This window comes from Streptomyces hyaluromycini, from assembly GCF_002217755.1.
Lineage (GTDB): Bacteria > Actinomycetota > Actinomycetes > Streptomycetales > Streptomycetaceae > Streptomyces > Streptomyces hyaluromycini.
In genome coordinates this window covers 289,397-304,905 of sequence record NZ_BCFL01000016.1, presented here as the reverse complement: position 1 = coordinate 304,905, position 15,509 = coordinate 289,397, and the positions used below count along the sequence as shown (strand labels likewise).

12 protein-coding genes are annotated in these 15,509 nt (G+C 72.1%); 9 read left to right on the top strand and 3 right to left on the bottom strand.

Annotation, left to right across the window (positions count from 1 at the left end; all coding sequences use genetic code 11):
* Positions 1-15: 15 nt before the first annotated feature.
* On the top strand, positions 16-1,530 hold the full coding sequence (gene gatB / locus SSP29_RS01405; RefSeq protein WP_089098593.1) for an Asp-tRNA(Asn)/Glu-tRNA(Gln) amidotransferase subunit GatB: 1,515 nt from the start codon (positions 16-18) through the stop codon (positions 1,528-1,530).
* Between the two features lie 63 nt (positions 1,531-1,593).
* Here gatB and SSP29_RS01400 read toward each other — a convergent pair whose 3' ends face one another.
* Entirely contained in the window at positions 1,594-2,403 is an 810-nt protein-coding gene (locus SSP29_RS01400; protein ID WP_089098592.1) for an SAM-dependent methyltransferase, read from the bottom strand.
* A 186-nt stretch (positions 2,404-2,589) separates the two neighbouring features.
* On the opposite strand from SSP29_RS01400, the gene SSP29_RS01395 reads away from it, so the two are divergent.
* From SSP29_RS01395 to SSP29_RS51305, 6 genes are all read left to right on the top strand, one after another.
* Positions 2,590-2,916, top strand: a complete 327-nt coding sequence (locus SSP29_RS01395) for a hypothetical protein (protein WP_089098591.1) — start codon at positions 2,590-2,592, stop codon at positions 2,914-2,916.
* Between the two features lie 99 nt (positions 2,917-3,015).
* Positions 3,016-3,591: a GNAT family N-acetyltransferase gene (locus SSP29_RS01390; RefSeq protein ID WP_089098590.1), complete on the top strand. Its 576-nt coding sequence runs from the start codon at positions 3,016-3,018 to the stop codon at positions 3,589-3,591.
* 35 nt (positions 3,592-3,626) lie between these two features.
* Positions 3,627-4,301 (top strand): hypothetical protein, encoded by a 675-nt coding sequence (locus SSP29_RS01385; protein ID WP_089099750.1) that lies wholly within the window; start codon positions 3,627-3,629, stop codon positions 4,299-4,301.
* A 206-nt stretch (positions 4,302-4,507) separates the two neighbouring features.
* The gene (locus tag SSP29_RS01380) at positions 4,508-4,693 is read left to right on the top strand and encodes a hypothetical protein (RefSeq protein WP_089098589.1); all 186 of its coding nucleotides are present in this window, start codon (positions 4,508-4,510) and stop codon (positions 4,691-4,693) included.
* Positions 4,694-4,896: 203 nt separating this feature from the next.
* The gene (locus SSP29_RS01375; protein ID WP_089099749.1) at positions 4,897-7,932 is read left to right on the top strand and encodes a helix-turn-helix transcriptional regulator; all 3,036 of its coding nucleotides are present in this window, start codon (positions 4,897-4,899) and stop codon (positions 7,930-7,932) included.
* Positions 7,933-7,954: 22 nt separating this feature from the next.
* The gene (locus SSP29_RS51305; RefSeq protein WP_107436129.1) at positions 7,955-8,212 is read left to right on the top strand and encodes a DUF6191 domain-containing protein; all 258 of its coding nucleotides are present in this window, start codon (positions 7,955-7,957) and stop codon (positions 8,210-8,212) included.
* A gap of 16 nt (positions 8,213-8,228) precedes the next feature.
* On the opposite strand, the gene SSP29_RS01365 is transcribed toward SSP29_RS51305, so the two are convergent.
* Positions 8,229-9,407, bottom strand: a complete 1,179-nt coding sequence (locus SSP29_RS01365) for a PQQ-dependent sugar dehydrogenase (protein WP_089098588.1) — start codon at positions 9,405-9,407, stop codon at positions 8,229-8,231.
* Between the two features lie 220 nt (positions 9,408-9,627).
* Entirely contained in the window at positions 9,628-10,626 is a 999-nt protein-coding gene (locus tag SSP29_RS01360) for an aldo/keto reductase (protein WP_089098587.1), read from the bottom strand.
* Positions 10,627-10,947: 321 nt separating this feature from the next.
* On the opposite strand from SSP29_RS01360, the gene SSP29_RS01355 reads away from it, so the two are divergent.
* Both SSP29_RS01355 and SSP29_RS01350 read left to right on the top strand, forming a co-directional pair.
* Entirely contained in the window at positions 10,948-11,898 is a 951-nt protein-coding gene (locus SSP29_RS01355) for a 2-hydroxyacid dehydrogenase (protein WP_150133358.1), read from the top strand.
* 468 nt (positions 11,899-12,366) lie between these two features.
* On the top strand, positions 12,367-15,315 hold the full coding sequence (locus tag SSP29_RS01350; RefSeq protein WP_438363779.1) for a putative bifunctional diguanylate cyclase/phosphodiesterase: 2,949 nt from the start codon (positions 12,367-12,369) through the stop codon (positions 15,313-15,315).
* Positions 15,316-15,509 lie beyond the last annotated feature (194 nt).

Genomic DNA, 15,509 nt, shown 5'->3' with positions numbered 1-15,509 from the left:
GAGGGAAGTTTCACCGTGACCACCACGATCGACCTGGTGTCGTACGAGGACGCGCTGGCGTCCTACGACCCCGTGATGGGCCTTGAGGTCCATGTCGAACTCGGCACCAGGACCAAGATGTTCTGCGGCTGTTCGACCGAGCTGGGCGCCGAGCCCAACTCGCAGACCTGCCCGACCTGCCTCGGCCTGCCCGGCGCGCTCCCGGTCGTCAACGCGACCGGAGTCGAGTCCGCGATCAAGATCGGCCTCGCGCTGAACTGCGAGATCGCCGAGTGGTGCCGCTTCGCCCGGAAGAACTACTTCTATCCGGACATGCCGAAGAACTTCCAGACCTCCCAGTACGACGAGCCGATCGCCTTCAACGGCTACCTCGACGTGCAGCTGGAGGACGGCACGTCCTTCCGTGTGGAGATCGAGCGCGCCCACATGGAGGAGGACACCGGCAAGTCGACGCACGTCGGCGGCGCCACGGGCCGTATCCACGGCGCGTCCCACTCCCTGCTCGACTACAACCGCGCGGGCATCCCGCTCATCGAGATCGTCACCAAGCCGATCGAGGGCGCGGGCGAGCGTGCTCCCGAGGTCGCGCGGGCGTACGTCCGTGAGCTGCGCGAGGTCATCCGGGCGCTCGGCGTCTCCGAGGCCCGCATGGAGATGGGCCAGATGCGCTGCGACGTGAACCTGTCGCTGCGTCCCAACGGCACCGAGAAGTTCGGCACGCGTTCCGAGACGAAGAACGTGAACTCGCTGCGGTCCGTCGAGCGCGCGGCCCGCTTCGAGATCATGCGGCACGCGGCCGTGCTCAACGGCGGCGGGACGATCATCCAGGAGACCCGGCACTTCCACGAGGACACCGGGTCGACGACCTCGGGCCGCGTGAAGGAGGAGGCCGAGGACTACCGGTACTTCCCGGAGCCCGACCTGGTCCCGGTCGCCCCGTCCCGTGAGTGGGTCGAGGAGATCCGCGCCGCGCTGCCGGAGCTGCCGCTGGCCCGCCGCAACCGGCTGCTCGCCGAGTGGGGCATCTCCGCGGTGGAGATGCAGGCGATCATCAACGCCGCCGCGCTGGACCCGATCGTCGCCACCATCGACGCCGGGGCCGACGCGGCCTCCGCCCGCAAGTGGTGGATGGGCGAACTGGCGCGCAGCGCCAACGAGTCGGGCACCTCGCTCGACGAGCTGGCGATCACCCCGGCGCAGGTCGCCCGGGTCACCGAGCTGGTCTCGAAGGGTGACCTGAACGACAAGCTGGCCCGCCAGGTCATCGAGGGCGTCCTCGCGGGCGAGGGCACCCCGGACGAGGTCGTCGAGAAGCGCGGTCTGAAGGTCGTCTCCGACGAGGGCGCGCTGACCGCCGCCGTCGAGGAGGCCATCGCCGGCAACCCGGGCGTCGCCGACAAGATCCGCGGCGGCAAGGTGGCCGCGGCCGGTGCCCTGGTCGGTGCGGTCATGAAGGCGACCCGCGGCCAGGCCGACGCGGCCCGCGTCAAGGAACTGATCCTGGAGAAGCTGGGCGTCAGCGAGGGCTGAGCAGCGGCACGCAGGTGATACGGCATACGGCCCCGGAGGCAGCGCTTCCGGGGCCGTACCGCGTCAGCGGCGGCGGCCCACGATCCGGGCGAAGCCGAGCAGTTGCCCCCGGTCCGCCCTCAGCAGCTCGACCGACTCCCGGGCCATCCGGGCCATCTCCGGGTACGGGCTCTCCGCGGCGCACACCTCGCTCCACAGCAGCCAGTCGCGCCAGCCGTCCTCCAGCCAGTCGGCGGCCTCGACCTGCACGGCCCCGCTGCGGGTCCAGTGCCGGTGCCACCAGCCGGCGGAGTGGAACGCCCAGAAACCGGGGTCCCAGTGTGCCTTGAGGTGCTCCGGAGGCTCGGCGCCGTCCAGTTCCTCGCGGACCGCGGGAACGACGATCCCGATCCGGCCGCCGGGCTTCAGCAGCCGGGTGAGCGTGGGCAGATAGAGGTCGGCGGTGCCGAAGTACTGGTACGCGTCGACCGAGACGATCGCGTCGAAGCTGCCCTCGGCGAAGGGCAGGTCGTGCGCTTCGGCGTGCACCGGCTGCACACGGTCGGCGAACCCCGCCTCGGCGATGCGCCCGGCGTTGTCGTCGGGCCTGATCCACAGGTCCGCGGCGGTGACCTGCGCGTGGAACTCCCTGGCCAGGAAGATCGAGGTCATCGCCCGGCCGCAGCCCAGGTCGAGCACGCGCGCACAGGGGTGAAGGGCGTCCAGGCCGAGGGCGGGGGCCAGCCATTCCAGCAGCCACAGGGCGTGCGGGCCCATCTGGTTCTCGACGGCCCAGCGGGCGTCGTAGGTACTGCTGAGCGGGTATCTGGGCAGGGTCAGACGGTCAGTGAGAGTGGCGTCCTTCGACGGTGCGGGAGAGACGGCGTCGGACATCGCTGAACGGGCTCCTTGTGATCTTCGTAGTGAAGGGCGATGCATAGGAGCTCATTCGGACCGTCAAACAATGCACCCGCTTCGGTCGTCGGCGAGGGGCCGATCAGGGCTGACCAGCGGAAGCTAGCAGTTGTCGACATGGTCCGCACCCGATTTCCTCAGCTGCGGGTACTACGCTCGCCCGCCATGACCGCAGACGCCGAATCCGACGACGAACCCGAGATAACCGAGGTGGAGGCCGCGGACGACGAGGGCGAAGACCTCTTCGAGGACGCCCGTCGGGCCCGCTGGACCGCCACCGTGACCGGGGTGCTGCTGGCACTCATGGGGCTCACCGCCGCGTCGATGAGAGTGGGCGGGGGCGTGCGCGCCCTGGTGCCGGCCGCCTACGGCTCCGGAGCCGCCGTGTGCGTGTTCGCGGGGGCGCTCGGATCCCGCGGCCGTACCCGCTGGGCCCTCTGGCTGATGATCCTGGGCACCATGGTGATGGCACTCGGAGACCAGTTCGACTGACGCACCCGCCCCGGACCGGCGTCGGGCCGCCCGAGTGCCGCGCCGCGCATGACAGGCTCGACGTGCTGGTCGAGGGCACGGTGGAACTGGAGAAGCACGATGTACGCGATATCCCTGGGTGACGACGGCGCCGAACTGCGCCCACTGGAGCCCTGGCACGCCGAGGAGTTCCTGGCCCACCTGGACCGCGGGCGGGAGTTCATCGGACAGTTCATCCCCTTCGGCTCCAAGGCGACGGACGTGCCCGCCGCACGGGCCATGCTCCAGCGCTACGCCGACATGCGCGCCGCCGACACCGGCTCCCTGCACGGCCTGTGGCTGGGGGGCACGCTCGTCGGCGGGGTGCTCTTCCTGAACTTCGACGCCGAACACGGGAACACCGAGGTCGGCTGCTGGCTGGAGCCGGCCGGAACCGGGCGCGGACTCGTCACGCGCGCGATGCGGGTACTGCTCGACTTCGCGGTCGAGCAGCGCGGCATCCACCGGATCGAGTGGGTCGCCGCCTCGGGCAACGAGCCCAGCCTGAACGTGGCCCGGCGGCTGGGGATGACCCGCGATGGCGTACGGCGGCAGGCGCACCCCTATGGTGGCCTACGGCACGACCTGGAAGTGTGGTCGATCCTCGCCCCGGAATGGCGCGAAGCACGCGCGCGTGCCGTAGAGAACGGTCATTAAGAAGCCTCTCAGACAGGATCCGTACGGTGCCGGACATGGGAACCAAGACAGCTGACGAGACCGGTGCCGAGACGGGCGCCGAGGCCACGACCGACGAGGAGAAGGTGAGCGTCACCAAGAGCGCCGACGACGTGTCGGAGTCCGGTTCCGAGGCCGGGGCCGAGCCGGAGGCGGCGGCCGCCGTCACCGAGGCCGCCGACGGCACGGACGCCGACCTCGACGCGGAGCACGCCGAGGACGCTGAGGACGCGGAGGACGCCGAGGACTTGGCGGACGACGCCGACCTTGCCGGGGACCTGGCCGAGGCCGAGGGTCCGTCCGGCGTCGGCCAGGGCGCCGGTGCCGTCGTCTCCGTCGCGCTCGGCCTGGTCTCCCTCACGGGTGGCTGGATCGGTACGGTGGCCGCGGCCCGCGAGACCCTCGTCGGCCAGCTCCAGACCTCGTCGACCGCGAGCGTCGCCACGCAGGTCAAGGAGGTGTACGGCGACGCGTGGCAGACCACCGCGCTGTGGGCCGGCCTGTTCGCGCTGGCCGGCCTGCTCACCGCCGTCGTGGTGCTGGCCCGGCCCGCCTTCGGCGCCCCCGGCAAGCCGCAGGCGCCGTGGATCAAGTCGGTCGCCTGGGCGGGTGTGGCGCTCGGCGTCATCGGCCTGCTGCTGGCCGTCCTCAAGTACTCCGATGCACTCCTCGGCCTGCCGTCGACCAGCTGACACAGCCGCGACAGCCCAGGTCAGAAGGGGCCTTAGGGCGTCCGTAAGCACCTTACGGACGTACTAAGGCCCCTTACGCGTGTCCGGGGGCCGGCGGCCCCGCGAAGATGCGGAACTCTCCCGATGTGGCGCACCCCCCTGGGAGACGAAGGTGGAGTCATCGCGGAAAGCGAAGCCCGACCACCCGCTCTCACAAAGGACACACCATGTTCGAGTTCGAACTCCACCGGATCCGCTCCGCCGAACTGCGCCGGCAGGCCGCGGACGCCCGCCTCGCCCGTGAGGCCGTCCGCTCCCGCCGCGCCGCTCGCCAGGAGGCCCGGGACGCCGCGGCGGTGCAGGAGGCCCATACCGACCGCCGTGGCCGGCGCCGGCTCCCGCGCGCCGCGTGAACACGGGGCGGCCGGGCGGCGCCGACCGCCCGGAGGCCGGGAACGGGGAAGCCCGGAACGGGGAAGCCCGGAACGGGGAAGCCGGTGGCCGTACGGGGGTCGGCCACCGGCTTTCCCCGTTGCTTCCCTCGCCGCCGTCCACCGGTACGACAAGCGCACTGGCGCTGTGGAAAACCGCTGCCGTGGGCTCCGAGGCCCATGCGATGCTCTGGCCTGTGGAAACCAGGTCCGTGAGTCCCGTGTTCGTAGGCCGCAGCGACGAGTTGGACACGCTGAACGACGCGCTCGCGCGTGCCGGGGCCGCCGAGCCGCAGGCGCTGCTGCTCGGCGGCGAGGCCGGCGTCGGCAAGACCCGGCTGGTCGAGGAGTTCGCCACGGCCGCCTGCCGCCAAGGCGCGGTCGTCGCTCTGGGCGGCTGCGTGGAGATCGGCGCCGACGGGCTGCCGTTCGCCCCCTTCTCCACCGCCCTGCGCGCGCTGCGGGCCGCCCTGCCCGACGAACTGGCCGCGGCCGCCGCCGGCCAGGAGGACGAGCTGGCCCGGCTGCTGCCCGAGCTGGGCGAGGCCACCTCCGGCCGCCACGACGAACAGGGCATGGCCCGCCTCTTCGAGCTCACCGCGCGCCTGCTGGAGCGGGTCGCCGCCGAGCGCACGGTGGTCGTCGCCCTGGAGGACCTGCACTGGGCCGACGCCTCCACCCGCCACCTCCTCGCCTACCTGCTGCGCACCCTGCGCACCGGCCGGCTCGTCGTCCTCGCCACCTACCGCTCCGACGACATCCACCGCCGCCACCCGCTGCGCCCCCTGCTCGCCGAACTCGACCGGCTGCGCACCGTCCGCCGCCTCGAACTCGCCCGTTTCACCCGCGAGGAGGTCGGCCGCCAGATCGCCGGCATCCTCGCCACCGAACCCGACCCCGCCCAGGTCGACGAGATCTTCGAACGCTCCGACGGCAACGCCTTCTTCGTCGAGGAACTCGCCGTGGCCGCCGTCGAGGGCTGCTGCACCGGGCTCACCGACTCCCTGCGCGACCTGCTCCTGGTCCGGGTCGAGGCACTGCCCGAGAGCGCCCAGCGGGTGGCCCGGATCGTCGCCGAGGGCGGCTCCACCGTCGAGTACCGGCTGCTCGCCGCCGTCGCCCGGCTCGCCGAGGACGACCTCATCGAGGCGCTGCGGGCCGCCGTCGGCGCCAACCTCCTCACCGCCACCCCCGCCGGCGACGGCTACCGCTTCCGGCACTCCCTGGTTCGCGAGGCCGTCGCCGACGACCTGCTGCCCGGCGAACGCTCCCGGCTCAACCGCCACTACGCCGAGGCCCTGGAGGCCGACCCGGGACTGGTGCCGGCCGAGGCGCGCGTGACCCGCCTGGCCAGCTACTGGTACCAGGCCCACGACCCGGCCAAGGCCCTGCCCGCCGTCCTCGACGCCTCCGTCGTGGCCCGCCGCCGGCACGCCTACAGCGAGCAACTGCGGCTCCTGGAGCGGGCGATGGAGCTGTGGGACATCGCCCCCGGGGAGATCCGCGCGGCCCTGCGCCCCGTCGACTACACCGACGTCTACCCTCCCTGTGGCTGCGATCCGGCAGCCGCTCCGCTGAGCTATCTCGACCTGATGGCGGAGGCGGCGGTCGCCGGCCGGTTCTGCGGGGAGCGCGAACGCGCCCTGAAGATCACCAAGAAGGCGCTGCGGATCCTCCAGGACGAGCACGACCCGCAGCGCGCCGCCTGGTTCTGGGTGCAGCGCTCCCGGCTGGTCCAGGGCCTGGCCCGCGGCGACGGCCGGCAGGAGCTCGCCAACGCCCAGGACCTGGTGCGCGGCCTGCCGCCGTCCGAGGTGCACGCGGACGTACTGGCCAACGTCGCGTCCTGGTCCATGCTGCACCGACCGGGCCCCGAGGCCTTCGCCGCCGCCGAACGGGCCGTGGAGTACGCGCGGATGGTGGGCGCCAGGGAGATCGAGCTCAACGCGCGCGTCACCCTCGGCTGCCTCATGGTCGACTCGGGTGACGTCGACAACGGACTGGCGGAGCTGTACCGGGTCAAGGAGGCCGTGCTCCAGGACGGTGTGGCCCATGTCGTCGGCCGGGCCTTCGTGAACCTGCCGTCCGAGCTGGAGTCGGTCGGCCGCTCCCGGGAGGCCGTGCCGATCCTGCGCGAGGGCGTCGACTTCACCCGCAGATACGGCCTGCTGGACTCCGAGGCATGGATCTGGGGCAACCTCTCCGAGTCGCTGTACTCGCTCGGTCAGTGGGACGAGGCTGTCGAAGCCGCCGCGGGCGTCCTCGGCTCCGCGGCCAGCGCCAAACCTCGGGGCGCCGGCGCCCTGCACCTCGCCCATATCTCCCTCGCCCGGGGCGACACGGCCGAGGCCGCCCGCCAACTGGCCATCGCCCAAGCCCACTACGGCACCCACGACCCGATGCCCCAAGCACAGCTGCCGGTCGCCCGGATCGCCATCGGCGTCGCCGCCGAGGAGGGCAGGCTCCTCGACGCGCGCGCCGAGCTGGACCGCGCCCTGGCGGCCGGCTTCCCGCCCGGCACGCACCGTTACGCCTGGCCCCTGCTGCTGGCCGCCGCCACCGCCGAGGCCGACGCCCGCGTCCTGCCCGCGGCGGCCGACGGTCGCGCCGAGGCTCTCGACCGGATCGCCGAGACCGCGCGCAAGCTCACCACCGGGACGCCCCTCTGGCAGGCGTACGAGCGCTGGACCCGCGCCGAGCTGCACCGCGCCCGGGGCACCGGCACCGCCGCCGTCTGGTCGGACGTGGTCACCGACTTCGAGTGCCTGGACCGCCCCTACGACCTCGCCCGGGTCCGCCGCCGCCTCGCCCAGACCCTGCTCGAAGAGGCCACCGGCGACGACGAACGCGACCGCGCGACGGAACTCCTCCGGCTGGCCGGAGCCGTCGCCGACCACCTGGGCGCCCGCCCGCTCGCCGAGGCCGTCGCCCTTCTCGCCCAGCGCGCCCGCCTCACCCTCACCACCCGCGCCTCCCCCCGGGCCCTCGACCCCGCCGAGAGCCTCGGCCTCACCAGCCGGGAGCGTGACGTCCTCCGCCTGGTCTCGGCCGGCCGCACCAACCGCCAGATCGCCGAGGAGCTCTTCATCTCCCCGAAGACCGCGAGCGTCCACGTCTCGAACATTTTGGGCAAGCTGGGCGTTGCAGGAAGGGGCGAGGCGGCGGCGGTGGCACACAGACTCGGACTGTTCCCCGTCGAGGCACTCGACCCGACCAGGTAAGGGGACCGGCACAGGAGGCACCGTGTTCAACATGTTCGAGGAGCTCTTCGCACCCGGTCGCAAACACACCCACGAGGAGCAGAAGCGGCTGGAGCTGACCCGGGAGGACGTGGGGGACACGGATCCGGGACGCGGCCCGATAGACCTCGCGTCCGGCAGGGTCGTCATACGGCTCCCGCAGGAGGAGGCCGCAGCGGAGTCCGAAGGGGATTCCGAGGGGGATTCCGAGGCGGCTTCCGAAGCGGGGCCCTCTGCGGACTCCGGGGACGACGAGGCGTGAGGGGCGTGGTCGCCGCCTACTTCACCTCCAGCTCCAGGATTCTGTCGTCGCCCGCCTTCGGCTTGCCCCGCCCGTCGGTGTTGCTGGTCACCAGCCACACCTTGTCGCCGACCGCCGCCACGACCGTGCGCAGGCGCCCGTACTCGCCGGTGAGGAAGGCCTGCGGTGCGGCGGCCGCGGTCGTGCCGTCCAGCGGGATGCGCCACAGCTGCTGGCCCTTCAGGCCGGCCATCCAGATCACGCCGTTGACGTAGGCGATGCCGCTGGGGGAGGCGTCGGCGGTGTGCCACTGGGCGATCGGGTTCACGTACTTCGGGTCGGACGACTTGCCCTCCGCGTTCGGCCAGCCGTAGTCGCCGCCGGGCTTGATGGCGTTCAGCTCGTCCCAGGTGTCCTGCCCGAACTCCGAGGCGAACAGCCGCTGCCGGTCGTCCCAGGCCAGGCCCTGCACATTGCGGTGGCCGTAGGTGTAGACGGGGGAGCCCGGGAACGGGTTTCCGGGGGCCGGGTCGCCCTCCGGTGTCAGCCGCAGGATCTTCCCGCCGAGTGAGCTCTTGTCCTGCGCCAGGCCCCGCTGTCCGCTCTCCCCGGTGCCCGCGTAGAGCATGCCGTCCGGGCCGAAGGCGATCCGGCCGCCGTTGTGGATGAACCCCTTCGGAATCCCCTTGAAGATCGTGTCGGGGGCGCCCAGCTGCTCCTTGGCCGGCTTGCTGTCGTCCCAGAGCAGGCGCACGATGCGGTTGTCGGAGGCCGACGTGAAGTAGGCGTAGATCATGTGGTCCGAGGCGAAGTCGGGGGAGAGGGCGATCCCCAGCAGACCCCCCTCACCGGCCGCGGACACCCCGGAGACGATGCCCAGCTCCGTGATCTTCCCGGTCTTCTCGTCGACCTTGCTGATCGTCCCGTCGTCCCGGTCGGACACCAGCAGCCCGGCCCCGTCCGGCAGCGGCGCCAGCCCCCAGGGCGACTTGAGCCCCTCGGTGACCGTACGCAGCACCTTGACCGACCCCGTGGCAGGCGCGGCGGACTCACTCGCCGGGGCGGACGCGGAACCCCGGGAGGCACTGGCCGACGACCCCTCGGCCCAGGGTGCCTTGGGCGCGCCCACACCACCGCCCCCGGAGGAACACCCGGCCACCACCAGGACCCCGACCACGGCCAACACGGCGGCCCCACCTCGACGTCGCACGCTCACGATCCCTTCGAAACGGCCCCGGCTCCTGCGACCGACGGTAGTACAACGCGCCCCGTCAGGGTCGTGGGACTGCCCGACGGTTCATGAAGCGAACGCCCGCCGACAGCGCCCCGTCAGGGGCGCGGGGCTGTATCCATATGCGGCTCCGCCGCGTGGGCGCGACCAGCCACAACGTCGCAGCACCCAACCACCGGCAGATCGCGGCACTCTCGACAACCGCTCAGTCCCACGAGCCCCGCGCAGCAGGCAGCCCGCCCAACTCCTCCAGATCCTCCGCAGTCAGCCGGACCTCCACCGCCCCCGCGTTTTCGGCCACCCACCGCCCCTGCTTCGTCCCCGGCACCGGCACCACATGCCGCCCCTGCGCCAGCACCCACGCCAGCGCCACCTGCGCGGCGGTGACCCCCTCCCCGTGCCGGCCGGCTATCCGCCGCAGCCCCGCCACGATCGGCTGGTTCGCCGCCATCATCTCCGCGGTGAACCTAGGGTGCCGCGCCCGCAGGTCGTCCGGCTCGAAGCCCTCACCCGGGGTGAGCGTCCCGGTCAGGAAGCCGTTGCCGAGCGGCATCGCCGCGAGGAACCCCACGCCCCGCGCCGCGCACCACGGCAGCAGCGCCTCCAGCGCCTCCGGCGACCACACCGACAGCTCCGCCTGCACCGCGCTCACCGGAAACACCTGCTGCACCCGCTGAAGCTGACGCAGGGTCGCGTCATGCAGTCGCGCGCCGGACCTGCGCCCCCCGCGCGCCCCCACGGCGCACAACCCCAGCGCCCGCACCTTCCCCGCCTGCACCAGTTCCGCCATCGCGCCCCAGGTCTCCTCCACGGGAACCTCGGGGTCGGCCCGGTGCAGCTGGTAGAGGTCTATGACATCGGCCTGGAGCCGGCGCAGCGACGCGTCGCACGCCCGCCTCACATAGCCGGGCCGGCCGTTCGCCACGATGTGCTGGTCGCCCACCAGCAGGCCCACCTTCGTCGACACGAAGGCCTCCGCGCGCCGCTCCTTGAGTATCCGTCCCAGCAGCAGCTCATTGGTGAACGGGCCGTACATGTCGGCCGTGTCCAGCAGCGTCACGCCGAGGTCCAGCGCCCGGTGCACCGTTCTCAGGGACTCGTCGCCCCGCTGCCGCGACCCGCTGTACGCCCAGCTCATCGGCATGCACCCGAGTCCGACGGCCCCCACCGCGAGCGCCCCCGCGCCGATCGTCCTGCGCTCCACCAGCCCGTGAACCTCCTTCTCCGGCCCCCAACCTAACCTCTGGGTCCCCACACCCCTGACCTAGGGCCTGCCCGCCGGGCCCTGCCGGAGACGCGGGGTGTGGCACGCTCTCCCCCACTGCCTCAAGGGCGTGGGGGGACCCCCAGCGGCGTTGTCGTCGGTTGTCGACGTCCCCCAGCCTTCGGCCGGGAGGTGCCCCCACCGCGTCGCCGCCCTCCTCCGCCTTGCAGCTGAACGCACCACACCCCGCTCACCTGCGTTGGTCACTTGCTGTCGATTTTCTCCGGCTGGACCCGCCGGGCAGGCCCTAGCCTCCTGAGCATGACCCAAGACGTGTGGCTCCCCATCCCGCCGGCCGAGATCCAGGGGCTCCCGGAAGGCCTCAATTACCTCTTCTGGGACGGCGACCAGGACTTTCCCGGCGACCCCGCCGACTGTGCGGTGTACGTCGTCCCCTACATGAAGCGGCAGCGGGTCAAGGTACGGCCGCTGGCGGGGATGCGGAACGTCCGGCTCATCCAGACCCTCACCGCCGGGGTCGACGACATGGTCGCCGCCATCGACCTCATCCCGCCCGGCGTGCAGTTGTGCAACGCGCGCGGAGTGCACGAGGCGAGCACCGCCGAGCTCGCCCTCGCCCTCACGCTGGCGTCCCTGCGCGGCATCCCGGGGTTCGTGCGCGCCCAGCAGCGGGAGCACTGGGAGAGCGGCTTCCACCCCGCCCTCGCCGACAAGTCCGTCCTCATCGTCGGCTACGGCGCCATCGGCGCGGCCATCGAGGACCGGCTCGTGCCGTTCGAGGTTGCGCGGGTGGCGCGCGTCGCGCGCTCCGGGCGCGCCTCGGCGCGCGGTCCCGTGCATCCGCTCACCGAACTGCCACATCTGCTTCCGGAAGCCGATGTCGTCATCCTTTCCACGCCCCTCACGGACACCACACGTGGCCTGGTCAACGCGGAGTTCCTCGCGCGGATGAAGGACGGCGCGCTCCTTGTGAACATCGCGCGCGGGGCCGTCGTGGACACCAAGGCCCTGCTCGCCGAGGTGGAGAGCGGCCGCCTCACCGCCGCCCTGGACGTCACCGACCCCGAGCCGCTGCCGGCCGGACACCCCTTGTGGCAGGCGCCGGGAGTGCTGATCAGCCCTCATGTCGGCGGCCCCACCTCGGCCTTCCTGCCGCGCGCCAAGCGCGTCGTCACCCAGCAGCTGAAGCGTTTCGTGAACCGGGAGCCGTTGCGAAACGTGATTTTGACGACGGGATCCACCGACAACTGACCATCGCGGCAATACGCGTGTAATCCGCTTCCGGTACGGTCCGCAACCTTCCGGGCGCGGTGCGTGCGCGCATAGTCGCCGATCGTCACGGAGCGTAGAGAAGCTATGTCCCTGAGTGACGAGACTGGTGTATCGTCCCGGAAGGGGCTGCGCCGTGCACCGTTCGGCGCCGGGGATGGACATTTCAGATTTGTGAGGGGGGCGACGGGCGATGCACGGCCTATGGACGAACGATCCGACGCGGCGGAGCCGCCGGCGGCGACCCTGGCGCACAGCTGCGCGCAGACGCGGCCACCACACCAGCCATCACCACCACCGCAGGCACAGCGCCCGCAAGAGGCATGCGCACCCAGCGCACCGGGACCCGAGGGACCCGGGAACGGCGCGGACCGGGAGGGTCCGGTGACAGCGCCGACGCCTGTGACGACCACCCTCCCCGGAGCGCTGCGGGCACAGCCTCCGGCGGGGATGCCGCACCCCCGGCCGCCGGTCACCGGCGGCGGGACCGGCGTGGTCCGCCAACTCGTCCTGGCCCTGCTCTGCGCGGGATACGCCGTCGGTTCCGCGTTCGACTGGGGCTCGAACCAGATCGCCCTGTTCATGGGCGACTTCGGTCTGACCGCGGCCGCCGGCACCGCCGCCGTGTCGTGCTTCCTGTACGCCCGCTCGCCGCGGGTCCGCTTTCGACCCGCCTGGCTGCTGTTCGCCCTCTCCTCGGCGATGGCGGCCCTGGGCAACGCGGTCTGGGGGTGGTACGAGGTCGTGCTCCAGCGGCCGGTACCCAGCCCCAGCTACGCCGACCTGTTCTTCCTGTGCTTCGCGCCGCCCGCCATCGTCGGTCTGCTGGTGCTGGCCAAGCGGCCGGTGACCAAGGCCGGCTGGATCTGCCTGGCGCTGGACGCGTGGCTGATCGGCGGCTCGCTGCTCACCCTGTCGTGGAGCCTCGCGCTCGCCCAGGCCGCCCGGTTCGACGGGCCCAGCGTCGCGCACACCGCGCTCTCGCTGGCGTACCCGCTGCTGGACATCGCCCTGGTCAGCATGGTGCTCGCGCTGCACTTCAGGCGCTCGCCGGGCAACCGCACCGCGGTGAACACCGCGATCGGCGCCCTCGCCCTGACCGTGATGTGCGACGCCCTGTTCACCTCGCCGCTGCTGCACAGCAGTTACCGCTCCGGCCAGCTGCTGGACGCGGGCTGGTTCGCCGGCTCGCTGCTGCTCGCGTACGCCCCCTGGGCCGCACCCCGGGCGACGGGCGCCCAGGATCCCGACGGGCACACGCGCGTGGTCCACGAGCACGTGCCCGGCGGCCGGGCCGCGGCGCCCAAGCAGCCGCCCGCGCCCGCGCCGGGAGGCGATCACAGCCGTTACCCGGCGGGCCGGCCGATCACCGGCTCGCTGGCCGCGCTCACCCCGTACCTGGCCGCCGCCGTGTGCACCCTGGGCATCCTCTACAACGTGCTGAACGGCCGCAGTCCGGACCACGTCGTCCTGATCACCGCCGGCTGTGTGGTCCTCGCGCTCGTCGTGCGCCAGGGCATCATGCTGCTCGACAACATCACCCTCACCCAGGAACTGGCGCAGCAGGAGAACCACTTCCGCTCCCTGGTGCAGGGCTCCAGCGACGTCATCATGATCGCCGCGCCCAACGGCATCCTCCGGTACGTCTCCCCGGCCGCCGCCGGGGTCTACGGACGCCCGGCCGAGGACATCGTGGGCTCGGAACTGGCCAACCTCATCCACCCGGAGGACCTGGGCTGCGTGGTGCACGAGGTGCGCCGCTTCCTCGCCGCCAGTTCCCAGGACGAACCGACCACCCGCATCGAGTGCCGGTTCCGCTCCGGCGAGGGCGGCTGGCTCAACGTCGAGTCCACCGTCAACCGCCACCACGGCGGCCTCATCTTCAACAGCCGGGACGTGACCGAAAGAGTGCGCCTGCAGGCGCAGCTCCAGCACAACGCCGAGCACGACCCGCTCACCGACCTGCCCAACCGCGCCCTGTTCACCCGGCGCGTGCAGCAGGCCCTGTCCGGCCGCCGCTCCTCCGACCGGGGCCCGGCCCTGCGGAACACGGCGGTGCTCTTCATCGACCTGGACGGGTTCAAGGCCGTCAACGACACGATCGGGCACCAGGCCGGCGACGAACTGCTCGTCCAGGCCGCGCGCAGACTCCAGGGCACGGTCCGCCACGGCGACACCGCGTCCCGGCTGGGCGGCGACGAGTTCGCGGCGCTGATCGTCGGTGACGGCACCCGTGACCGCAGTGCCCGGGAGCGGCACATCCTGGAGCTCGCCGACCGCCTCAGGACGACCCTCTCCCAGCCGTACGCCATTGACGGCAACGATGTCCGTGTCAACGCGTCCATCGGTGTCGCCTTCGCCGAACCGGGTCTCGGCGCGGGTGAGCTGCTGCGCAACGCCGACCTGGCGATGTACCGCGCCAAGTCGTCCGGAAAGGGCTGCGTCAAGCTGTACAAGCCGCAGATGCAGCAGGACGTCGTACGCAAGGCGGAACTGGCCACCCGGCTGCGGGCCGCTCTGCACGACGGCGAGTTCGCGCTGCTGCACCAGCCCGTGGTGTGCCTGGAGGACGGCCGGATCGAATCGGTCTCCGCGCAGGCGCGCTGGCGCTCCTCGCAGGGGGTGCTGTTCACGCCGGCCGAGTTCCTACGGGTGGCCGAGGACAGCGACAAGACCTCCGAGCTGGACCGCTGGATCCTCCAGGAGGCGGTCGAGCAGGCCGCCGAGCGGGCCGCGGGCGGGCTCGTGGTGCCGGTCGCCGTCCGGACGTCCGCCCGGCGGCTGCTCGACCGGTCCTCGCCGCTGAGCTCCGTGGAGGCCCTGCTCACCCGGTACGGGCTGCCCTCGGGGGCGCTGGTCCTGGAGCTGTCCGACACCGACCCCAGAGTCCCGCTGGACGAGCTGGAGCGGCGGCTGACCGCGCTCGGCCGGCACGGTGTCCGGATCGCGCTGGACGGCTTCGGCAGCGGCTACGCGGCGATCACGGCCCTCCGCAAGCTCCCCGTCGACGTGCTCAAGCTCGACCGCGGTCTGGTCGAGGGGGTCGTCGAGTCGGCCCGGCTGCACAAGATCACCAGCGGGCTGCTGCGGATCGCCTGCGATCTCGGCCTCCAGTCGGTGGCCGAGGGCGTGGACCTGCCCGAGCAGGTCACGGCGCTCCGCGCGATGGGGTGCACGCACGGGATGGGCATGGCCTTCTCCGGCCCGGTGGACGAGTACCGGCTGCGCCGGGCGCTCGGTTCCGGCCACTATCCCGTTCCGCACGCACCGGCCGAGCCGGCGTTCGCGGGCGGCGGCTCGGGGGTGTACACCAGTGGTGTCCCCGCCGGTGTACCCGCGGTGCTCGGAGGCGGTAGTGCCCTTCGCTCACATAATGAGACTCCCGTCCCACCCACTTGACACGTGGTGCGCGTCAGGGGGAGGGTCAGTCTCATGCGCACCCGAATTCTCGTACTTGGACAGCGCGTCGGCTGAGCTGGGACCCACCGGAGGACGATCCGGAATCCCCAGCGACCACACCGGCGCGCTCCCCTCGCTTGCCTTTTGGCACGAGGGGTTTTTTGTTGCACCAGCACCAGACGTACGGCAGCAGA